The following is a 21,290-nucleotide window of genomic DNA, read 5'->3' on the forward strand; positions in this document are numbered from 1 at the left end:
GATCCCCTCCCGCGAAGGCTCAGCGCACGATCGTGCCGGTGCGGCGGATTTTCTTCTGCAGCGCCATTAGCCCGTAGAGCAGCGCCTCTGCCGTTGGCGGGCAGCCGGGCACATAGACGTCGACGGGCACAACCCGGTCGCAGCCGCGCACCACGGAATAGCTGTAGTGATAATAGCCGCCGCCGTTGGCGCAGGACCCCATCGAGATCACATAGCGCGGCTCGGGCATCTGGTCGTAGACCTTGCGCAGCGCCGGAGCCATCTTGTTGGTCAGCGTGCCCGCAACGATCATCAGGTCCGACTGGCGCGGCGAGGCGCGCGGCGCGGTGCCGAACCGCTCGAGGTCGTAGCGCGGCATCGAGGTCTGCATCATCTCGACCGCGCAGCAGGCCAGACCGAAGGTCATCCAATGCAGAGAGCCGGTGCGGGCCCAGTTGATCACATCATCGACGGAGGTCAGCAGAAAGCCCTTGTCCTGCAACTCGCGGTTCAGCGCCTGCGTGGCAACCTCGCGATCTCCCCCGGCGGTATTGAGGCCGGTCGTCACTCCCATTCGAGCGCCCCTTTCTTCCATTCGTAGGCAAAGCCCGCGGTCAGCACCGCAAGGAACACCATCATCGACCAGAAGCCGACCATGCTCACATCCTTGAACGCGGTGGCCCAGGGGAATAGGAAGGCGATCTCGAGATCGAAGATGATGAACAGGATCGACACCAGATAGAACCGGACGTCGAATTTCATCCGCGCATCATCGAAGGCGTTGAACCCGCATTCATATGCCGAGACTTTTTCGGGGTCAGGGCTGCGCACCGCCAGCACGACGGCCGCAAGGATAAGCACGAGACCGAGGCCAACGGCGACGGCGAGGAACACGAGGATGGGAAGATATTCCCGCAGCATCTCGTCCAAGATGTGGCTCCTTTGCGAGGCGCACCGCAAGCGGCGCGGAGACCATGGCTTTGTTGCCTTGCTGTGAGTGACTTATCGCTGAGTGCGGTCCGGGTCAACAACGGCCCAAGTTATTCACGAATGATGAAAATCTCGTCATTTCATGGAGATACCCCTAGTTACGTAGGGTAATCACTGATGTTTCGACATTTTTTCCGTCGACCGTTGCATACATTCTGCGCGGACACGCAAATTCAGGCCCTCGGCAGCGCCAAAGAAAACGCCAAACGCAGGAAGCCGGCTGGCAGCCCGTTTTTTCGGTCGACTTAGGCGTTCGGCAGCCAGCCCGCGCCATGCGCTGTCAGCCGGTCGCGCCGCCGTGATGGAAGCGCAGGAGGCCGCGCGCAACGCTTATTGTCCGGATTTGGCCCCCCATGGGGCCGGGCGCTTGTCGAAGAAAGCAGCGATGCCCTCCTGCGCCTCGGCGGTCTCCCAGCGTGCCGCCAGCGCGTCGATCGCCATATCCACCTGCGCCGCGCTCACCTGCCCCACAAGCGCGTTCAGCAGCGCCTTGCTCTCGCGCACCGCACCGGGCGCGCAGGCGAGATAGGGCGTAACCTCGGCCTCGACCGCCGCCGCCAGACCCTCCGGCGCGACAACCCGGTTCAGCAGGTTCAGGCGGCGCGCCTCCTCGGCGCCGAAAATCTTCGCGTTCATAAACACTTCGCGCGCCGCCGCGCCGCCCATGCGGGCGATCACATAGGGCCCAATGTTGGCCGGAAGCAGCCCCAGCCGGGTCTCGGTGAACCCGAATTTCGCGCCCTCGACGCCGACCACCATGTCGCAGACCGAGATCAGCCCCATGCCGCCGCCAAAGGCATTGCCCTGCACCCGCCCGATCAGCGGCTGCGGCAGCGCCGCCAGCGCCCCCAGCGCCTCGGCGATGCGCCGCGATTCCGTGCGCCGCGTGGCGCTGTCCATCTCGAACTGCGCCCGCATCCACGCCAGATCACCGCCCGCGCAGAAGGTCGGCCCCTCGGCGCACAGCACCACCACGCGCACGCTCTCCTCCGCCGCCAGTCCCGCGGCCGCAGCCACAAGCTCGCGCATCATCTCAGCCGAAAGCGCATTGTGCTTTTCGGGCCGGTTCAGCCGCAGTTCGGCGACGCCGCGCGCGTCGATCTCGGTCTCGATCAGGGCCATCTCAGGCATCCTCCATCTTCGCGGCGATCCGCGCCGCCGCCACTTCGGGATCGGCAAGGGCGGTGTCGATCCGCAGATCGGCGCCCTGCCAAACTGTATCGTCGCGCGGCTCGACAACGCGGCAGCCCCGCAAGCCCCGCCATACTCAGCCCGTGCGCATGGCGCGCGCCAGCGCCGCCGCCTCTGTCAGCACAGCCGGGTCGAGGCCCGTCTCATATCCCAGCGCCGCCAGCCGCTCCGCCACCGCCTCGGTCGCCACATTGCCCGCAGCCCCCGGCGCATAGGGGCAGCCGCCGAGCCCGCCCACCGCCGCGTCAAAGACCCGCAGCCCCATGGCCAGCGACGCCTCGATATTGTCGAGCGCCCGCCCGCCAGTGTCGTGGAAATGCCCGGCAAGCTGGGCTGGCGGCACCACATCCGACACCGCCGCGAGCATGGCGCGCACCGCCTCGGGCGTGCCGCGCCCGATGGTGTCGCCGAGCGAGATCTCATAGCAGCCCATGTGATGCAGCGCCCGCGCCACATGCGCCACCGCCTCGGGCGCCACCGCGCCATCGTAGGGGCATTCCACCACGCAAGAGACATAGCCGCGCAGCGGCAGCCCCGCCTGCCGCGCCGCCTCGGCCACCGGGCGGAAGCGCTCGAGGCTCTCGGCGATGGAGGCGTTGATATTGGCGCGGCTGAACCCTTCGGAGGCCGAGCCGAAGATCGCCACCTCGTCCACCTGCGCCGCCAGAGCCGCCTCCAGCCCCTTCATATTGGGTGTCAACGCCGCATAGGACACGCCCGGCGCGCGGCTGATCCCGGCCATCACCTCGGCCGAGGTCGCCATCTGCGGCACCCATTTGGGGCTGACGAAACTGGCGCATTCGATGCGCCGGAAGCCCGCCCGGCTGAGACAATCGACCAGCGCGATCTTCTCCTCCGCCGGGATCATCCGCGCTTCGTTCTGCAGCCCGTCACGCGGCCCGACCTCGAAGATCTCGACGAATTCACCCATCCTGCGCCCCTTCTTCTCTTCGCCAAATACGCATGGCCCCGCGCCCGCCCAAGGGCGATGCGCCGCTCAGACCGCCGGCAGATCCCACGCCGGATAGAAATCACGCCGATACAGCCGCTCCCCTTCGCCCGGCAACGCGCGTTGAAACGCCTCGCGCGCGGTGATCCGCCCGTACCAGCCCTGCAGATGCGCCAGCCCCTCGGTGCTGCGGAAATGCCGCCCGATGTAGACCGCCTGCCCCACCGCGATATCCGCCGCCGAAAAGCCCTGCAGCAGATGGTCCCCGCTCTGCGCCAGCCGCGCCTCGATCGCCTCGAAACATTTGCCCAGTCGCGCCGCCTCCAGCTGCATGATGATCGGCGAGCGCATGGCGTCCTCGCGCAGCATAAGATGTTGCTGGGTGAGCGCCGCGCCGTGATGGCTCATGGTTTCGGCAAAATGCAGCCAGACGAGGAAGTCGCGCCGCTCGGCATCGCCGCGCAGCCGCCCGAGCCCGCTGCCTGGGTAAAGCTCGCACAGATACTCGAGGATGGCGCCGGACTCGAACATGGTCTCGCCGCCGATCTCCAGCGCCGGCACCCGCCCCGCGGGCGAGCGCGTCAGATACGCCTCGCGCCGCAATGACTTGTCGAACCGCTCGGTCAGCAGCTCATAGGGCAGACCCAGCTCTTCGAGCAGCCACAGCACCCGCATCGAGCGCGACTGCGGCACATGGTGCAGACGGATCATGCCTCTTCCTCTTCGAGCCGGATCAGCGCGGCCCCGGCCTCGACCTGCGCGCCCGCCTCGACCAGCACCTCTGCCACGGTGCCATCGCGCGAAGCGCGCAGCGTGTGCTCCATCTTCATCGCTTCGAGCAGCGCCAGCCGGTCGCCAGCGGTGACCTGCGCCCCCGCCTCGGCAAAGACCGCGACCACCTTGCCCGGCATTGGTGCCTCCACCAGATTGCCCCCCGCACCGGCGTCCGCCGCCCGCGCCAGCGGGTCGATCAGCTCGAAGCGCAGGCCATAATGGGCAAAGACCGTCACATGGCCATCCTCACGAAAATGACCCGCCGCAGGGCGCCCGTCAAAGCGCCAGCGCCCGCCGAAACGCTCGGCCAGCACGGTCGCGCCCGGCACGTCGATCTCCACCAGATCGGGCCCCTTGGCGCGCAGCACACAGGGCAGTTCCTCCCCCTCGTGCCGCAACAGCAACGACCGCGCCAGCGGCGCCCAAAGCGTGAAGCCGCTCTCCCAGCCCGACGCACCATCCAGCCCCGCCAGCACCAGCGACGCCTCGGCGACCACCTGAGCCGCCAGGTCCGGCTCGGCCACCAGCGCCTCAAGGTCGCGCCCGATGAGCCCGGTGTCCACCTCTCCGGCGGCAAAGCCCGGATGCTCGGCCAGCGCCCCAAGGAAGCCAAGGTTGGTCACCGTCCCGGCCACCCGCGTCTGCCGCAGCCCCTGCGCCAGCTTGCGCAGCGCCGCCGCGCGGCTTGGCCCGTGCACGATCAGCTTGGCGATCATCGGATCGTAATGCGGCGAGATCACATCGCCCGACCGCACGCCGCTGTCAGAGCGCAGGCTCGGCGGAAACTCCAGATGCGCAAGCCGCCCCGTCGCGGGCAGGAAGCCCGCGGGCACATCCTCGGCATAAAGCCGCGCCTCGAAGGCATGACCGGTGATCGACAGCTCCTCCTGCGCCAGCGGCAACGGCTCGCCGCCCGCCACGCGCAGTTGCCATTCCACCAGGTCGACGCCGGTGATCGCCTCGGTCACCGGGTGTTCGACCTGCAGCCGGGTGTTCATCTCCATGAACCAAAAGCCATCGGGCCGCAGCCCTTGCGATCCGTCGACGATGAACTCCACCGTGCCCGCGCCCTTGTAGCCGATCGCCTCGGCAGCGCGCACGGCAGCGGCCCCCATGGCGGCGCGCATCTCCTCGCCCATACCCGGCGCGGGGGCTTCCTCGATCACCTTCTGATGCCGCCGCTGCAGCGAGCAGTCGCGCTCGAAAAGATGCACCGCTTTGTCGCCATCGCCAAAGACCTGCACCTCGATGTGGCGCGGCGCGGTGATGAACTTCTCGATCAGCACCGCCTCATTGCCGAAGGCGCCGCGCGCCTCGGCCTTGGCCCCTTCCAGCGCAGTTGCGAAGTCTGCCGCGCTCTCGACCAGCCGCATGCCCTTGCCGCCGCCACCCGCGACCGCCTTGATCAGCACCGGATAGCCGATGGCCTCGGCCTCGCGCGCCAGCCGCGCCGGGTTCTGGTCCTCGCCAAGATAGCCCGGCACCACCGGCACACCGGCCTCATCCATCAGCCGCTTGGCCGCATCCTTCAGCCCCATGGCCCGGATCGCCCGCGCCGAGGGCCCGACAAAGATCAGCCCCGCCGCCTCCACCGCCTCGACGAACTCGGGGTTCTCCGAGAGGAACCCATAGCCCGGATGGATCGCCCCCGCCCCTGTGGCCAGCGCCGCCTCGATGATCCGCTCGCCCTTCAGGTAACTCTCCGAAGGCGCCGCACCGCCGATAGAGACCGCCATATCGGCCTCGGCCACATGCTGCGCGCCGGTATCCGCCTCGGAATAGACGGCGACGGTGCGCAGCCCGAGCGCCCGCGCGCTGCGCATGACCCGGCAGGCAATCTCGCCCCTATTGGCAATCAACAGAGTGTCAAACATCACGCCCTCCAAGCCCGTCGCGGCTTCGTCTAGACAAAAATATCCCGGGGGAGTCGCCGCAGGCGACGGGGGCAGAGCCCCCATTTTTCCTGATTGCGGGCCTGTGGCCCGCGGGGGCGGAGCCCCCATTCCCCCTCATTGCGCGCCTTTGGCGCGCGGGGGCAGAGCCCCCTCTATCACCGAGCCCGCCCATCACATCCGGAACACGCCAAAGCGTGTCTCCTCGACCGGCGCGTTCAGCGCGGCGCTCAGCGACAGCGCCAGCACGGCGCGTGATTTGCGCGGGTCGACGCAGCCGTCGTCCCAGAGCCGGGCCGAGGCGTAGAGCGGGTGCGACTGCTCTTCGAACATGTCGATGGTCGGCTGCTTGAAGGCCGCCTCTTCCTCTTCCGACCAGCTGCCGCCGCCGCGCTCGATGGCGTCGCGCTTGACCGTCGCCAGCACCCCCGCCGCCTGCGCACCGCCCATCACCGAGATGCGGCTGTTGGGCCAGCTCCACAGGAACCGCGGCTGATAGGCCCGCCCCGCCATACCGTAGTTGCCCGCCCCGAAGGAGCCGCCGACCAGCATGGTGATCTTGGGCACGTTGGTGGTCGCCACCGCGGTCACCATCTTGGCGCCGTGCCGGGCGATGCCCTCGTTCTCGTACTTCCGCCCGACCATGAAGCCGGTGATATTCTGCAAGAAGACCAGCGGGATGCCGCGCTGCGAGCAAAGCTCGACGAAATGCGCGCCCTTCTGCGCGGCCTCGGAAAAGAGCACGCCGTTGTTGGCGATGATCCCGACGGGGCAGCCCTCCACATGGGCAAAGCCGGTGACCAGCGTCTCGCCGTAGCGCGGTTTGAACTCGTCGAAGCGCGAGCCGTCGACCAGCCGGGCAATGACCTCGCGGATGTCGTAGGGCGTGCGCAGATCGGCGGGCACGACGCCGAGGATTTCTTCGGGGTCATAGGCGGGCGCTTCGGGCGACTGCCACTCCACGCCAGAGGGTTTGACCCGGTTCAGCCCGCCCACCGCGCGACGTGCCAGCGCCAGCGCGTGGGCGTCATCCTCGGCCAGATAATCCGCCACGCCGGAAAGCCTTGTGTGCACGTCGCCGCCGCCGAGATCCTCGGCGGTGACCACCTCGCCCGTCGCCGCTTTCACCAGCGGCGGACCGGCAAGGAAGATCGTGCCCTGCTCCTTCACGATGATGGTCACATCGGACATGGCGGGCACATAGGCCCCGCCCGCGGTGCAAGAGCCCATGACCACGGCGATCTGCGGGATGTTCTTGGCGCTCATCCGCGCCTGATTGTAGAAGATGCGCCCGAAGTGGTCGCGGTCGGGAAAAACCTCGTCCTGATTGGGCAAGTTCGCCCCGCCACTGTCGACGAGGTAGACGCAAGGAAGGTGGTTCTCTTCCGCGATCTCCTGCGCGCGCAGGTGCTTCTTGACGGTCATCGGGTAGTAGGTGCCGCCTTTCACCGTGGCGTCGTTGCAGACCACCATGACCTCGCGGCCCATGACCCGGCCGATCCCAGCGATCACCCCGGCGCAGGGCGCGGCACTGCCGTACATGCCATGCGCCGCCGTCGCGCCGACCTCGAGGAAGGGCGAGCCCGGATCGAGCAGGTTGGCGACGCGCTCGCGGGGCAGCATCTTGCCGCGCGACACATGACGCTCGCGCGCCTTTTGCCCGCCGCCCGCCGCCGCCTGCGCGGCGGCCTCATCGATGATCCGCAGCGCCTCGAGATGGCCCGCACGGTTGGCGCGGAACGTCTCGGAGGACGGGATGGCCTGTGACTGCAGTTTCATGTGTCCTCCTGAACCTTCGCGTGCTCGGCCTTGGCTTCGGCGCTGGCACGGGCCTTAAGTTCCTTGCGGATCACCTTGCCGGTGACCGTCATGGGCAGATCCTCAAGAAACGAGATTTCTCTTGGGCAAGAATAGGTTGCCAGACGTTCCTTGACCCATGCCTTCAGATCCTCCGCGCCTGCCTCAGCGCCCGTTTTGAGCACGACATAGGCCTTCACGATCTCGGTGCGCAGCGGATCGGGCTTGCCCACCACGCCGACGGTCAGCACCGCGGGATGGGTGATCAGGCAATCCTCGATCTCCGCCGGGCCGATGCGGTAGCCCGCCGAAGAGATCACGTCGTCCTCGCGCCCAAGAAAGCGCAGGTACTCGCCCTCCCAGATGCCCCGATCGCCGGTGAGCAACCACTCGCCGCGGAACTTGTCTGCCGTCGCCTGAGGGTTCTTCCAATATTCCAATAGCATAGAACCCGATCCCCGGCGGATCGCCACATCGCCTTCGCCCGTCACCGGCTTGCCCTCAAAGTTGATCACCGCGATCTCATGGCCCGGCACCGGCTTGCCGATGCAGCCCGGACGCGGCGCGAAAAGCGTGCCCGCCGAGCTGGCCACCATGTTGCATTCGGTCTGGCCATAGAACTCGTTGATCGTCAGCCCGAAGGCCTCGCGCCCCCATGCCAGCATCTCTGCCCCAAGCGGCTCGCCACCGCTGGCGACCGAGCGCAGGCCGGGGATGCGCGCGTCTGCCGCCTTTAGCATGCGCAGAGCCGTAGGAGGGAAAAACACATTCTGAACAGCATGTTCCGCGCAGATATTCGTGCATTCCGTGACGTCGAATTTGGCCATCCGCGCGGCCACCACGGGCACGCCGAGCGCCAGCGCGGGCATGGCCACATCGAAGAGCCCGCCGATCCATGCCCAATCCGCCGGGGTCCAGAGCACGTCGCCCGGCTGTCCGAGCCGGTCATGGCTCATCTCGACGCCTGGCAAATGGCCCATGAGAACGCGGTGCCCATGCAGCGCGCCCTTGGGTTTGCCGGTGGTGCCGCTGGTGTAGATGATGATCGCCGGGTCTTCGGGACCGGTGTCGGCGATGGCGCTTGTAGAAGGCTCCGCGGGCAATTCGGTGATGACGCTGAGGTCGAAGGGCGCGAGCATCCCGGCCCCCTCTTCATCGGTCACCACCACCTGCGCGCCGCTGTCGCCAAGGCGCGAGCGCAACGCATCTTCGCGGAAGAGCTTGAACAGCGGCACAGAGATCGCCCCCATGCGCCAGGCGGCGATATGGGCGGCGGCGCAGAGCGGCGATTGCGAGAGCAGCACGCCCACCCGGTCGCCGCGCGCCACGCCGCGCGCCTCGAGCGCCGCCTGCGCCCGCCGCGACAGCAGCGCCAATGCGCCATAGGTCACGGGCCCGCGGCCATGGTCGAGAATGGCGATGCGCTCGGGATGCAGCGCCGCCCAGTCGTCACAGACCTGCGCCGCCATGTTCAGCCGCTGCGGAAAGCGCCAGTCGAAGCGCGCCCGCATCTCGTCATATGTGCCATCCGGCAGCATCGGATTCATGTCTGCGGCCCCCTCCTGACCCGCGCGTGTAGGATGCGCCCCAGCCGGTCCATCTCGTAGACATGCGCCAGATCCTCCCGCGCGCATGTGACCACGATCCAGACCGGCGCCTCTGCGGGGCGCCCCGTGCAATCGCTTTTCTCGGCCCCCTCCGGGCCGGTCTCGACATAGAGCGTGGCGGCGGCCTCCATGGCCTCGGTCTCGGTGAGTTCCGCCGCCTGCATCCCGGCCCGGTAGGCCGCCAGCGCCACCAGCGCGAGAAGCGCCAGCGCGGGGGCATACCAGAGCGGCCGGGACATCATGCTCAGCTCATCGCGTTCATCAACTCGCGGCCCACCAGCATCCGGCGGATCTCGGAGGTGCCCGCACCGATCTCCATCAGCTTGGCATCGCGGAAGAGCCGCGCCACCGGTGCATCGGCCAAAAAGCCCGCGCCGCCCATGGCCTGCACCGCCTGATGCGCCTGCACCATCGCCTGCTCGGAGGCGTAGAGACAGCACGCCGCGGCGTCCTGACGGGTGACGTCGCCACGATCGCAGGCCTTGGCGACCTCATACACATAGGCGCGGGCCGAGTTCATCGCGGTGTACATATCGGCGATCTTGCCCTGCATGAGCTGGAAGTTCCCGATGGGTTGGCCGAACTGCTTGCGCTCGACCATATAGGGCATGACCTCGTCGAGGCAGGCGGCCATGATGCCGGTGCCGATGCCCGCGAGCACCACACGCTCGTAATCGAGGCCCGACATCAGCACGCGCACGCCCTTGCCCTCTTCGCCGAGGATGTTCTCGAAAGGCACCTCCACATCATCGAAGATCAGCTCGGCGGTGTTTGAGCCGCGCATCCCGAGCTTGTCGAAATGCGGCGAGGTCGAAAAGCCGGTCATGCTCTTCTCGATCAGGAAGGCGGTGATGCCCTTGCTGCCCGCGTCGGGGTCGGTCTTGGCGTAGACCACCAGCGTATCGGCATCCGGCCCATTGGTGATCCAGTATTTGTTGCCGTTCAGCACGAAGCGGTCGTTCTTCTTTTCGGCGCGCAGCTTCATGCTGACCACGTCAGACCCAGCGTTCGGCTCGGACATGGCAAGCGCGCCGACATGCTCGCCCGAGATCAGTCCGGGCAAGTATTTCGCCTTTTGCTGCGGCGAGCCGTTCAGCTTGATCTGATTGACGCAGAGGTTGGAATGCGCGCCGTAGGACAGCGAGACCGAGGCCGAGGCGCGGGCGATCTCTTCGACAGCGACCACATGCGCCAGATAGCCCAGGCCCGCCCCGCCGAACTCTTCGGGCACGGTGATGCCCAAGAGGCCCAGCTCGCCCATCTCGCGCCACAGCTCATTCGGGAACGCATTGTCCCGGTCGACCTGCGCCGCCATCGGCTTGACGCGTTCCTGCGCCCAGCGATGCACCATCTCGCGCAGAGCGTTCATGTCTTCACCCAGATCGTAGGTCATGACCGCGTTGAACATCAAACCGCCCCTCCCCTGGCAGTTATTGAACAGTTGTTCATATCTAAGCTCTCTGCCCGCCGGGCGTCAACAGCAAAGGCGCGTCACCCTGCCGTGATCAAACGGAACGGCGCGCAGGACCGCGCGTTGACGCGGTGACACAGCAGATAAGGAGAGACGATATGCCCAAGGATCATATCACCGACCTGAAAGCCGACTTCTGGAAAAACATGAAGAATGTGCGCGCGGGCCTGCTGGCCGCCGACGGCGAGCGTCCGGTGCCCATGTCGCCGAACGCTGACCCCGAGGAAAACGCCATCTGGTTCATCACCGCCAAAGGCTCGGCTGCGGATCGTGCCGCCAAGAGCGGCGGCGAGGCCTCCTTCCACGTGGCCGACCCCAAATCGCACCTCTACGCCAATATCTTTGGCACGCTCACCATCTCGGACGACGAAGAGAAACTCGATGAGATCTGGAGCGTTGTCGCCGGTGCGTGGTTCAAGAACGGCCGCGAAGACGACTCGGTGCGTCTGGTCAAGATGACGCCGAAGGACGGCGAGGTCTGGGTCAGCAATGGCGGCGCGAGCTTCCTTTACGAGATCGCCAAGTCGCAAATGTCGGATGACACGCCCGACGTAGGCGAGCATGGTCGGGTGGTCTTCTCGTAAATCGCAGACCGGAGAGTCCCCATGAAACGCGCCCTTCTCACCCTCTTGTGCCTGCTGCCCTCAATGGCGGCTGCTGAACAGGTCGGCGAGGTGGGCGTGGATTGGGTCGGCAACGACATCGAGATCGAAGCCGTTGCCGACCCGAAAGTAAAAGGCGTCACCTGCCACATCGCCTATTTCGACCGCGGCATGTTCGACCGTCTGTCGAAGGGCAACTGGTTCGAAGACCCGTCGAACGCCTCGATCGCCTGCCGCCAGACCGGCCCGATCGAGATCGGCGACATTGACCGCGACAAGGATGGCGAGGACGTGTTCCGCACCTCGCGCTCGATCATCCTCAAATCGCTGCGGGTGAAACGCATCTACGACGAGAAAAACCAGACACTGATCTATCTCGCCCATGCCGCCGAACTGACCGACGGGTCGGCCAAGCTGGCGATTTCCACCGTGCCGCTTTACGGCACCGAGGTGACATGGCTGGACGAGTGAGCGGCGCTCAGACCGCTTTGGTCACGTCGTAGCCGTAGATCCAATCGAACTGGCCCAGCATCTTTGCAGGCGCGAGCCGTCCCAGCATCCCCATCCCCATATGCGCAACGCCGCGGATCAGCGGGTTGCTCAGATGGTACTTCCACGCGTTGCCATTGGCCGCCTCGACGATCTTGACGCAGCGTTCGCGCCGCAGGTCCTGATATCGGCTCAACGCCGCATCCATGTCGGTGCCGGAGGTCAGACAGGCGGCCAGCGCCCATGCATCCTCGAGCGCCATATTCGCCCCCTGCGCCATGAAAGGCAGCGTTGGATGCGCCGCGTCGCCGAGGATCGCAACGCCCTGCCCGTGCCAATGCCGCGCGACCGGGTGGCGGAAGAGGCCCCAGAGCCCCGGACGCTCGACCGCGGCAAGAAGCTTTGCCACATCAGCCCCGAAGCCCGCAAAGGCGGTGCGCAGGTTGGCGGCATCGTCATGCTGCGACCACCCCTCTTCGGTCCACTGCCGACGCTCTTCGACGGCCACCAGATTGACCTTCTCGCCGCCGCGCAGCGGATAGCTGACCACGTGCCGCCCCGGGCCCATGTGCACCCGCGCCTCGGGCGGATGGCCGCACAGGTTCGGCACCACCGCGCGCCACGCCACCTGCCCGGTGAAGAAGGGCGCCGCCACCCCGTTGAGCGCGCTGCGCACCACCGAATGCAAACCGTCGGCACCGATCACCAGATCAGCCGAGCAGGAATCCCCATTGGCCATCTCGATGCGCACCGGCGCGCCGGGCCGCACAGCGGCCACCTTCTGCAACAGACGAACCTGCACCCCAGCCTCGCGCGCCGCCTGCGACAGCAGCGCGATAAGATCGGCGCGATGCACGAAGTGATAGCTCTGCCCCTCGGGCAGCCGGGTCAGATCGAGCCGCAGCACCTCGCGCCCGGCACGGTGATCGCGCAGCGACACGGCGGTGCCCCGGCAGGCGCCGGCGCGCAGCGCCTCGCCCACCCCCAGCGCCTCGAGCACGCGCAGCCCGTTGGGGCTGATCTGCAACCCCGCGCCCACTTCGGAAATCGCCTCGGCCTGCTCCAGCACCCGCACATCGCAGCCACGCTGGCGCAGCGCCAGCGCAGCAGCGAACCCGCCGATCCCCCCACCGATGATCGTCACTGACTTAGCTGGCACCACGTGCCTCCGAATTGGGCAAAAAATCAAAACGCCGGAGCCATTGGCCCCGGCGTCTTGTCTTGTCAAGCCTTTGGCCCCGCCGACGTGGTGCCGGCGGCGATGGCTTAGTCGTCGCGGTGGACCTTCTCGCGGCGCTCGTGACGCTCTTGCGCCTCGAGGCTCATGGTCGCGATCGGGCGTGCGTCCAGCCGCTTGAGGCTGATCGGCTCGCCGGTCACATCGCAATAGCCGTACTCGCCCTCGTCGAGGCGGCGCAGCGCCGCATCGATCTTGGCCACCAGCTTGCGCTGACGGTCCCGCGTACGCAGTTCCAGCGCGCGATCGGTCTCTTCGCTGGCGCGATCGGTCACGTCGGGAATGTTCCGCGTGGCTTCCTGCAGCGCTTCGATCGTATCGCGGCTTTCGGCGAGAATGTCATTTTTCCATGCGAGCAGCTTACGGCGGAAATACTCCGTCTGACGCTCGTTCATGAAAGGTTCGTCTTCAGCCGGACGGTAATCGTCGGGCAGAAAAGTCTCGGGCTTCATTTCTGCTCCCTCTTCAAAACCGGCGTCCGGTCGAGGAATTCCTGACCGGCTCCGGCACCCCTTGCGAGGCTGCTGTTATCCCAAGCCCCCCCCGATGTCACTACACAATAGGATAGGTCGCGAACGAAACTTCGGCAGGTGCCTAATTTGTAACCGTCACGTAACAGCGCCCTCTCTGGCACCCTCGAAACCCCGCTTGAACCGTGCAATCGCGCCCTCTATCCCTTCCCCTAGAGCAGCGGAGGAATGCGTGATGAGCCTGAATTTCCAAGGCACCGAGGCCTATGTGGCCACCGAGGATTTGACCATGGCGGTCAATGCGGCGATCACGCTCGAACGGCCGCTGCTGGTGAAAGGCGAGCCCGGCACCGGCAAAACCGAACTGGCCCGGCAAGTGGCAAGCGCGCTGAACCTGCCGATGATCGAGTGGAGCATCAAATCCACCACCCGCGCGCAGCAGGGGCTTTACGAGTACGATGCGGTCAGCCGCCTGCGCGACAGCCAGCTTGGCGACGAAAGGGTGCATGACGTCGGCAATTACATCCGCCGCGGCAAGCTCTGGCAGGCCTTCGAGGCCGAGGGCAAAGTGGTGCTGCTGATCGACGAGATCGACAAGGCCGACATCGAGTTCCCGAACGATCTGCTGCAGGAACTCGACCGCATGGAGTTCCACGTTTACGAGACCGGCGAGACCGTGCAGGCGCGCCAGCGCCCCATCGTCATCATCACCTCGAACAACGAAAAGGAATTGCCCGACGCCTTTCTGCGCCGCTGTTTCTTTCACTACATCCGCTTTCCCGACGAAGACACGCTGCGCCGCATCGTCGAGGTCCACCATCCTGGCATCAAATCCGCGCTGCTGACCGAGGCGCTGAGCCAGTTCTACCAGTTGCGCGAGCAGCCGGGTCTGAAGAAGAAACCCTCCACCTCCGAGGTGCTGGACTGGCTCAAGCTGCTGCTGGCCGAGGATCTGGACGCCGCCGATCTGCGCGCGGGCAGCACCGATGCACTGCCCAAATTGCACGGCGCGCTGCTGAAGAACGAGCAGGACGTGCATCTCTTCGAGCGGCTCGCCTTCATGGCGAGAGGCCGCCGCTGAGTCTCTGTCCTTAAGTCCCTGCCTTTGAGGCTTTGCCCTCACGGCAATCCGCCCGTTTGAGCAGCAAATGCCTTCACGATTCCGTGGCCTAGCTGCCTCAAATTCCCGCGAAACCGCCGTTTCAGGCGCGAAAACCCCAGCGAGATTGACCTTTCCCGCCTGATTCCGGTACAAGCCCGCATCATGACCGCATCAAGGCGGTTTTCTCGGGCCATCCGGGCCCTTCTCCTGACGCGCGGGCCAAGTTCAGTGTCCGCATGACATTCGGACATACATGACCAAGTTTACTGATCTTAACCTGAACCCCAAGGTGCTGAAGGCCATTGAAGAGGCGGGCTACGAGACGCCCACCCCGATTCAGGCTGGCGCCATCCCCCCCGCGCTTGCGGGTCGCGACGTGCTGGGCATCGCCCAGACCGGCACCGGCAAGACCGCGTCCTTCACTCTGCCGATGATCACGCTGCTGGCGCGTGGCCGGGCCCGTGCCCGCATGCCGCGCAGCCTCGTGCTCTGCCCGACGCGGGAACTGGCCGCGCAGGTCGCCGAGAACTTCGACACCTACACCAAGCACCTGAAGCTGACCAAGGCGCTGCTGATCGGCGGCGTCTCGTTCAAGGAACAGGAACAGCTGATCGACAAGGGTGTGGACGTGCTGATCGCCACCCCGGGCCGCCTGCTCGACCATTTCGAGCGCGGCAAGCTGCTGCTCACCGGCGTGCAGATCATGGTGGTCGATGAGGCCGACCGGATGCTCGACATGGGCTTCATCCCCGATATCGAGCGCATCTTCTCGCTGACGCCCTTCACCCGCCAGACGCTGTTCTTCTCGGCCACCATGGCGCCCGAGATCGAGCGCATCACCAATACCTTCCTTTCGGGCCCCGAGCGCATCGAAGTGGCCCGTCAGGCCACCGCCTCGGAGACCATCGAACAGGGCGCGGTGTTCTTCAAAGCCTCGCGCAAGGATCGCGAAGGGTCGGAAAAGCGCGCCGTGCTGCGCGCGCTGATCGACAAGGAAGGCGACGCCTGCACCAATGCGATCATCTTCTGCAACCGCAAGGTCGACGTGGATATCGTCGCCAAGTCGCTGAAGAAATACGGCTATAACGCTGCGCCGATCCACGGCGATCTGGACCAGTCGCAGCGCATGCGCACCCTGGACGGCTTCCGCGACGGTTCGGTCCGCCTGCTGATCGCCTCCGACGTCGCCGCCCGCGGCCTCGACGTGCCTTCGGTCAGCCATGTGTTCAACTTCGACGTCCCCGGCCACGCCGAGGACTATGTGCACCGCATCGGCCGTACCGGCCGCGCCGGTCGCGAGGGCAAGGCCTTCACCATCGTCGTGCCGAAGGACGAAAAGAATTTCGAGGATGTCGAGGCGCTGATCCAGAAGGAAATCCCGCGCATCGACCCGCCGCTGAAGGGCAAGCGCGCCGCCGATGCCCCCGAGGCCGGTGAAGAGGCCGAAAAGCCCGCACGCCGCAGCCGCTCGCGCAGCCGCAAGTCCGACAATAAGCCCGAAAAGCAGACCCCGGTCGAAGCGGTGGATGCCGCCGCCGAGGCGCCGGTCGAAACGCAGGCCGAACACCCCGTGGCAAAGCCTGAAAAGGCGCCGCGCAACGAGAAGCCCACCGAGCGCTCCGGAGACCGCTCCAGTGATCGCGGCAGCGACAAGTCGCGCGGTCGCGGCCGTCGCGGCGAGCGTGAGAACACGGTGGTCGGCATGGGCGATCACATGCCCGAGTTCATCGCCCTCAGCTTCGAGCAGCGCCGCGCCAGCTGAGCCGCGCTCCTTTATGAGACGCATAGAGCCGCCCCTCGGGGCGGCTTTTTCGTGAGCGCCTTTGCCCATGAGCCGCGCTGGCCCGACGCATCGGCCTGCCTCCGGCGGGGATATTTGTATCTAGACGAAGGCGTAAGGTGCTCTTCTCTTCGTCTAGACACAAATATCCCGGGGAGCGCGAGGGGCTGGCCCCTCGCTCCGATGCGTGCCAGAGGCGCCGCGCCGGATGTGAAAAGGGCGCCTCCCGCAGGACGCGCCCTTCCAGATCGCGCTAAGCGCTGCGCCTACTCAGGCCAGCGAAGCATCCATGGTGATCTCGGCATTGAGCAGCTTGGAGATCGGGCAGCCCGCCTTGGCCTTGTTCGCCGCCTCCATGAAGGTCTCTTCGCTCGCGCCGGGGATCACGGCGGTCAGCTTCAGGTGGCTCTTGGTCACGCTAAAGCCGCCGTCCCCCTGCTCCAGCGTCACCGTGGCGACGGTGCTGATGTCCTCGGCCTTGAGATCGTAGTCGCCAAGGATGTTGCTCAGCGCCATGGAAAAACAGCTGGCGTGGGCGGCGGCGATCAGCTCCTCGGGGTTGGTGCCCGCCTCGTCGCCGAAACGCTTGTTGAACCCGTAGTTCTGCTTGTCCAGCACGCCGGACTCGGTCGAGACGGTGCCGGTGCCGTCTTTCAGGCCCCCTTGCCAGTTCGCGGATCCGCTTTTGTTGATCATCTCTTGGGTCTCCTCTTTCTGCCCCTTCGGGCGTTCTGGAGCGAAACCTAGCACAGCGCGGCGCAAGGTCACGCCTGTCGGAAAAACTTCATGACCCACGGTCGGAATGGCCAAGATCGCGCTCGGGCGCGATCACGTCGCGCAGCCGCTGCTTGAGCACCTTGGGCTCGGGGAAGCCCCCATCGCGCTTGCGCTCCCAGAGCAGCTTGCCGTCCACCGAGACCTCGTAGACGCCGCCGTAGCCGGGCACCAGCGTCACACCGCCAAGCTCCTCGCCGAAGGTCTGCAGCAGTTCCTGCGCCATCCAGCCCGCCCGCAGCAGCCAGTTGCAGCCGGTGCAATAAGTGATCGACACCAGAGGCTTGGGCGGCAGGTCGGGCGTATCCGTCATCTCAGCCCTTTCTCAGAGCGGCAGCGCGTTGGTGTTCTTGATCTCTTCCATCGAGAGCAGCGCGGTCACGTTGTAGACCTTCACCTCCGAGATCAGCGCCTGATAGAAGACATCATAGGCGCGGGCGTTCTTCACCCGCACCTTGAGGATATAGTCGATCTCCCCCGCGAGGCGATGCGCCTCCATCACCTCGGGCCGCTCGCGCAGGGCTTTGAGGAATTTCGCCTGCCAGTCGGCCTCATGCTCCGACGTGCGGATCAGCACGAAGAAACAGGCCTCGAACCCCAGCTTCTCGGGATCGGGGATCACCACCTGCGGGCCGATGATCCCGGCCTCGCGCATCTTGCGGATGCGATTCCACACCGGGGTCTTGGAAGAGCCCACGGCGCGGGCAATTTCGTCCAGCGAACGGCCCGCGTCCTCCTGCAGTTCCAGAAGGATTTTCCGGTCGGTCTCGTCGATCGCCATGGCTGTTCCGCCCTTTCGCCTGCTTTGGAACGTCGTCACCCTGCTTAACCACAGGATGGAACGGATGTCCTTATATTTCCGCCCCACTGGCCGCAACGGGGGACAAAATTCTATATTGGGTGGCAACAAACCCCTTCCCGGAGTGTACCCCGATGCCGAAGCCCTTCACGCCCAAGGTTATCACCGCCAACGCGCTGATCGAAGGCGACGTGATCTATCTCGCAGCCGATGACAGCTGGGTGCGCGATCTCGCCAAGGCCGAGGTGATCACCGATGAGGCGATCGCGCAGGTCCGCCTTCTGGACGCGCAGGCGCGCGCCTCGGAAACCGTTGGCGTCTACCTCGCCGACGTCAAGCCGGGCGCGGGTGGGCCCGAGCCGACGCACTTCCGCGAGGATTTCCGCCGCACCGGCCCCTCGAACTATTTCCACGGCAAACAGGCCGAAGCCGACGCCTGATCCGGCGCCCCCTCCCCACCGCAGCGACCAGGCCAGACGCAGGAGACCCAGATGTACCGCTACACCGAGTTCGACACCGCTTTCATTCAGGAACGCAACCGCCAGTTCCGGGCGCAGGTCGAGCGCCGCATCGCCGGCAACCTCACCGAAGACGAGTTCAAGCCGCTGCGCCTGATGAACGGTCTCTACTTGCAGCTGCACGCCTATATGCTGCGTGTGGCGATCCCCTATGGTACGCTGAGCTCAGCGCAGATGCGCCAGCTCGCGCTGCTGGCCGAGAAGTGGGACAAGGGCTACGGCCATTTCACCACCCGTCAGAACATCCAGTACAACTGGCCCAAGCTGTCGGATGTGCCGGACATGCTCGACGCGCTGGCCGAGGTGAACCTGCACGCCATCCAGACCTCGGGCAACACCATCCGCAACGTGACCGCGGACCATTTCGCCGGCGCTGCCGCCGACGAGATCGCCGACCCGCGCCCGGTGGCTGAGCTGCTGCGGCAATGGTCCACCGACCACCCCGAGTTCCAGTTCCTGCCGCGCAAGTTCAAGATCGCCGTCACCGGCGCGCCGAACGACCGCGCGGTGATCAAGGCCCATGACATCGGCATCGAGATCGTCGAGAAAGACGGCAAGCAGGGCTACCGCGTGCTGGTCGGTGGCGGCCTTGGCCGCACCCCGATGATCGGCAAGGTGCTGTCGGACTTCGTGGCGCAGGAAGACCTGCTGCCCTTCGTCGAGGCCACGGTCTCGGTCTGGAACCTGCTCGGCCGCCGCGACAACAAATACAAGGCGCGCATCAAGATCACCGTGCATGAGCATGGCATCGAAGAAATCCAGCGCCTCGTCACCGAGCGTTTCGCCGAGACCAAGGCGGCCTTCAACGGCGCCGATCTCGACCTCTACGAAGAGATCAAGCAAAGCTTCCAGCCGCCCGCCTTCCGCAATGCGCCCGAGGACGACTTCACGGCGACCTACGACGCCGATCCGGTGTTCCGCTCCTGGGCCGACACCAACCTCGCCGAGCACAAGGCGCCGGGCTATGCCATCGTGCAGGTCTCGCTGAAGGCTCATGGCCAGACCCCGGGCGACGCCTCTGCCGACCAGATGCGCGTGCTGGCCGACCTCGCCGAGCGTTTCGGCCATGACGAGCTGCGCATCTCGCACGAGCAGAACGTGATCCTGCCGCACGTCCACAAGTCGGACCTGCCGCAGCTGCACAAGATCCTTGCGGCGCATGGGCTTGCCACCGCCAATATCGGCAAGATCAGCGATATCATCGCCTGCCCCGGCATGGATTACTGCGCGCTGGCCACGGCGCGCTCGATCCCGATCGCCACGCAGATCGCCACCCGCTTCGACGAGTTGAAGACCGAGCATGAGATCGGCGATCTGAAGATCAAGATCTCGGGCTGCATCAACGCCTGCGGCCACCACCACGTGGGCCATATCGGCATCCTCGGGCTGGATCGCGGCGGCGTCGAAACCTATCAGATCACCCTCGGCGGCGACGGCTCCGAGACCGCATCGCTCGGCGAGCGCACCGGTCCGGGCTTCTCCTACGAGGAAATCGTGCCCGCCATCGAGCGGCTGGTGGACGCCTACGTCGAGAACCGCGAGAGCGCCGACGAGACCTTCCTGCAGGCCTATCGCCGCCTTGGCATGGCGCCCTTCAAGGAAGCGCTCTACGAGACCGACAAAAAGAACGCCGAAGCGGCCTAACGGAAGCGCGGAGCGGATGACCCTTCATCTTTCCCCAAATACTCCCGCCGGAGGCATCCCGGCGCTGCCGCCCGAGGAACTGGCAGCGCGTCAGGCCCGGGTGGACGCGCTGAACGCGCGCTACCGGCACCACGGCGCGACCGCGGTGCTGGAGGGCGCGCTGCGCGATCCCGAAGCGGGGCGTATCGCCATGGTCTCGTCCTTCGGGGCGGAATCGGTGGCGCTGTTGCACCTCGTGGCGGTGGTGGACCGAACAACCCCGGTGCTCTTCATTGATACGCGGCTGCTGTTCGCCGAGACGCTGGAGTATCAGCTCGAGGTGTCCGAGCGGCTGCGCCTGTCGGACGTGCGGGTGATCCGCACCGACGAGGCGCTGCTGCAGTCGCGCGACCCCTATGGCGCCCTGCGCTTTTCCGATCAGGACGCCTGCTGCGCCCTGCGCAAGACCTTCCCGCTGGAGCAGGCCCTGTCGGGCTTCGACGGCTGGATCACCGGGCGCAAGCGCTATCAGTCCAAGACCCGCGCGGGCCTCGAGTTCTTCGAGCTCGAAGAAGAGACCGGGCGGATCAAGGTGAACCCCATGGCCCATTGGGCGCCCGAGGACATCGGCGCCTATATGGACGAGAACCGCCTGCCCCGGCACCCGCTGGTGGCGCAGGGCTACCCGTCCATCGGCTGCGCGCCCTGCACCAGCAAGGTCGCCCCCGGAGAGGACCCCCGCGCCGGACGCTGGCGCGGCGAAGACAAAGTTGAATGCGGCATCCATTTCGTGAATGGCGAAGCCGTGAGAGAAGGACAGAGCGAATGACCGTCATCGTCACCGACGCGGGCTTCGGCCCGGATAGCTGGGCAGATCAGGACACTCCCGTGGTCGACCTGCCCTCCGACACCGACCCCGCGACGCTGGAAGTGCCCCATAACGCCATGCACGTGCGTATCGCCTTCCCCAGCTTTGCTGATGGCCGCGGCTTCACGCTGGCCCGCCTGCTGCGCCTGCGCGGCTACACCGGCACGCTGCGCGCCGCGGGCCATGTGATCTCGGACCAATACGCCATGGCCCGCCGTTCGGGCTTTGACGAGGTCGAGATCTCGGACGAACTGGCGGCGCGCCAGCCCGAGGACGAGTGGAAATTCCGCGCCGATTGGCGGAAACACGACTACCAGTCCCGCGTGCGCGGCTAAACCGCCTTTCGCCTGATCTGCATCAACGATACACCCAAGGGGC

At 66.1% G+C, this 21,290-nt stretch carries 24 protein-coding genes; 8 read left to right on the forward strand and 16 right to left on the reverse strand.

Going from position 1 to position 21,290, the window contains the following annotated elements; all coding sequences use genetic code 11:
• Positions 1 to 19: 19 nt before the first annotated feature.
• The 11 genes from ACXAD2_RS20320 to ACXAD2_RS20370 form a co-directional block, all read right to left on the reverse strand.
• Entirely contained in the window at positions 20 to 553 is a 534-nt protein-coding gene (locus tag ACXAD2_RS20320; protein ID WP_066100862.1) for a NuoB/complex I 20 kDa subunit family protein, read from the reverse strand.
• Complete coding sequence (locus ACXAD2_RS20325) at positions 544 to 909, reverse strand: NADH-quinone oxidoreductase subunit A (protein WP_066100865.1); 366 nt, start codon at positions 907 to 909, stop codon at positions 544 to 546. The genes ACXAD2_RS20320 and ACXAD2_RS20325 overlap by 10 nt, the downstream gene beginning before the upstream one ends.
• 390 nt (positions 910 to 1,299) lie before the next feature.
• A complete protein-coding gene (locus tag ACXAD2_RS20330) occupies positions 1,300 to 2,091 on the reverse strand; it encodes a crotonase/enoyl-CoA hydratase family protein (protein ID WP_475173760.1) in 792 nt (263 codons plus the stop codon).
• A 1-nt stretch (position 2,092) separates the two neighbouring features.
• Entirely contained in the window at positions 2,093 to 2,224 is a 132-nt protein-coding gene (locus tag ACXAD2_RS20335) for a hypothetical protein (protein ID WP_475173763.1), read from the reverse strand.
• A gap of 12 nt (positions 2,225 to 2,236) precedes the next feature.
• Complete coding sequence (locus ACXAD2_RS20340) at positions 2,237 to 3,091, reverse strand: hydroxymethylglutaryl-CoA lyase (protein WP_475173766.1); 855 nt, start codon at positions 3,089 to 3,091, stop codon at positions 2,237 to 2,239.
• A gap of 66 nt (positions 3,092 to 3,157) precedes the next feature.
• Entirely contained in the window at positions 3,158 to 3,820 is a 663-nt protein-coding gene (locus tag ACXAD2_RS20345; RefSeq protein ID WP_475173772.1) for a glutathione S-transferase family protein, read from the reverse strand.
• Positions 3,817 to 5,757, reverse strand: a complete 1,941-nt coding sequence (locus tag ACXAD2_RS20350) for an acetyl/propionyl/methylcrotonyl-CoA carboxylase subunit alpha (protein ID WP_475173776.1) — start codon at positions 5,755 to 5,757, stop codon at positions 3,817 to 3,819. Before ACXAD2_RS20350 ends, ACXAD2_RS20345 begins: the two co-directional genes overlap by 4 nt.
• Before the next feature lie 192 nt (positions 5,758 to 5,949).
• The gene (locus ACXAD2_RS20355; protein WP_475173781.1) at positions 5,950 to 7,554 is read right to left on the reverse strand and encodes a carboxyl transferase domain-containing protein; all 1,605 of its coding nucleotides are present in this window, start codon (positions 7,552 to 7,554) and stop codon (positions 5,950 to 5,952) included.
• Complete coding sequence (locus ACXAD2_RS20360) at positions 7,551 to 9,110, reverse strand: AMP-binding protein (protein ID WP_475174981.1); 1,560 nt, start codon at positions 9,108 to 9,110, stop codon at positions 7,551 to 7,553. The genes ACXAD2_RS20355 and ACXAD2_RS20360 overlap by 4 nt, the downstream gene beginning before the upstream one ends.
• Before the next feature lie 5 nt (positions 9,111 to 9,115).
• A complete protein-coding gene (locus tag ACXAD2_RS20365; protein ID WP_083191129.1) occupies positions 9,116 to 9,421 on the reverse strand; it encodes a hypothetical protein in 306 nt (101 codons plus the stop codon).
• Positions 9,422 to 9,423: 2 nt separating this feature from the next.
• Complete coding sequence (locus tag ACXAD2_RS20370) at positions 9,424 to 10,587, reverse strand: isovaleryl-CoA dehydrogenase (RefSeq protein ID WP_475173789.1); 1,164 nt, start codon at positions 10,585 to 10,587, stop codon at positions 9,424 to 9,426.
• 161 nt (positions 10,588 to 10,748) lie between these two features.
• On the opposite strand from ACXAD2_RS20370, the gene ACXAD2_RS20375 reads away from it, so the two are divergent.
• The gene (locus tag ACXAD2_RS20375; RefSeq protein ID WP_066100882.1) at positions 10,749 to 11,234 is read left to right on the forward strand and encodes a pyridoxamine 5'-phosphate oxidase family protein; all 486 of its coding nucleotides are present in this window, start codon (positions 10,749 to 10,751) and stop codon (positions 11,232 to 11,234) included.
• Between the two features lie 21 nt (positions 11,235 to 11,255).
• A complete protein-coding gene (locus tag ACXAD2_RS20380) occupies positions 11,256 to 11,723 on the forward strand; it encodes a CreA family protein (protein WP_066100886.1) in 468 nt (155 codons plus the stop codon).
• Between the two features lie 7 nt (positions 11,724 to 11,730).
• Here the strand turns inward: ACXAD2_RS20380 and ACXAD2_RS20385 are convergent, their stop codons facing one another.
• Both ACXAD2_RS20385 and dksA read right to left on the reverse strand, forming a co-directional pair.
• On the reverse strand, positions 11,731 to 12,900 hold the full coding sequence (locus ACXAD2_RS20385; protein WP_475173795.1) for an FAD-dependent monooxygenase: 1,170 nt from the start codon (positions 12,898 to 12,900) through the stop codon (positions 11,731 to 11,733).
• A gap of 107 nt (positions 12,901 to 13,007) precedes the next feature.
• A complete protein-coding gene (gene dksA, locus ACXAD2_RS20390; protein WP_066100890.1) occupies positions 13,008 to 13,430 on the reverse strand; it encodes an RNA polymerase-binding protein DksA in 423 nt (140 codons plus the stop codon).
• Positions 13,431 to 13,689: 259 nt separating this feature from the next.
• Here dksA and ACXAD2_RS20395 point away from each other — a divergent pair, with 259 nt between their 5' ends.
• Positions 13,690 to 14,529, forward strand: a complete 840-nt coding sequence (locus ACXAD2_RS20395; RefSeq protein ID WP_475174984.1) for an AAA family ATPase — start codon at positions 13,690 to 13,692, stop codon at positions 14,527 to 14,529.
• A 274-nt stretch (positions 14,530 to 14,803) separates the two neighbouring features.
• Positions 14,804 to 16,312, forward strand: a complete 1,509-nt coding sequence (locus ACXAD2_RS20400) for a DEAD/DEAH box helicase (RefSeq protein WP_475173801.1) — start codon at positions 14,804 to 14,806, stop codon at positions 16,310 to 16,312.
• 288 nt (positions 16,313 to 16,600) lie between these two features.
• On the opposite strand, the gene ACXAD2_RS20405 is transcribed toward ACXAD2_RS20400, so the two are convergent.
• The 3 genes from ACXAD2_RS20405 to ACXAD2_RS20415 all read right to left on the reverse strand — a co-directional run bounded on the left by ACXAD2_RS20405 (position 16,601) and on the right by ACXAD2_RS20415 (position 17,885).
• Positions 16,601 to 17,026 (reverse strand): OsmC family protein, encoded by a 426-nt coding sequence (locus ACXAD2_RS20405; RefSeq protein ID WP_475173805.1) that lies wholly within the window; start codon positions 17,024 to 17,026, stop codon positions 16,601 to 16,603.
• An 88-nt stretch (positions 17,027 to 17,114) separates the two neighbouring features.
• The gene (locus ACXAD2_RS20410; RefSeq protein WP_475173808.1) at positions 17,115 to 17,417 is read right to left on the reverse strand and encodes an Rdx family protein; all 303 of its coding nucleotides are present in this window, start codon (positions 17,415 to 17,417) and stop codon (positions 17,115 to 17,117) included.
• A 12-nt stretch (positions 17,418 to 17,429) separates the two neighbouring features.
• A complete protein-coding gene (locus ACXAD2_RS20415; protein ID WP_066100897.1) occupies positions 17,430 to 17,885 on the reverse strand; it encodes an Lrp/AsnC family transcriptional regulator in 456 nt (151 codons plus the stop codon).
• Between the two features lie 152 nt (positions 17,886 to 18,037).
• Between ACXAD2_RS20415 and ACXAD2_RS20420 the strand changes: the two genes are divergently transcribed.
• The 4 genes from ACXAD2_RS20420 to ACXAD2_RS20435 are packed head-to-tail and all read left to right on the forward strand — an operon-like array spanning position 18,038 to position 21,247.
• Entirely contained in the window at positions 18,038 to 18,343 is a 306-nt protein-coding gene (locus tag ACXAD2_RS20420; protein WP_164179041.1) for a DUF2849 domain-containing protein, read from the forward strand.
• 51 nt (positions 18,344 to 18,394) lie between these two features.
• Positions 18,395 to 20,065 (forward strand): nitrite/sulfite reductase, encoded by a 1,671-nt coding sequence (locus tag ACXAD2_RS20425; protein ID WP_475173813.1) that lies wholly within the window; start codon positions 18,395 to 18,397, stop codon positions 20,063 to 20,065.
• A 16-nt stretch (positions 20,066 to 20,081) separates the two neighbouring features.
• Complete coding sequence (locus ACXAD2_RS20430) at positions 20,082 to 20,873, forward strand: phosphoadenylyl-sulfate reductase (RefSeq protein ID WP_475173818.1); 792 nt, start codon at positions 20,082 to 20,084, stop codon at positions 20,871 to 20,873.
• A complete protein-coding gene (locus ACXAD2_RS20435) occupies positions 20,870 to 21,247 on the forward strand; it encodes a DUF934 domain-containing protein (protein WP_475173822.1) in 378 nt (125 codons plus the stop codon). The genes ACXAD2_RS20430 and ACXAD2_RS20435 overlap by 4 nt, the downstream gene beginning before the upstream one ends.
• Positions 21,248 to 21,290 lie beyond the last annotated feature (43 nt).

Source organism: Salipiger sp. ABN3_019, assembly GCF_056158605.1.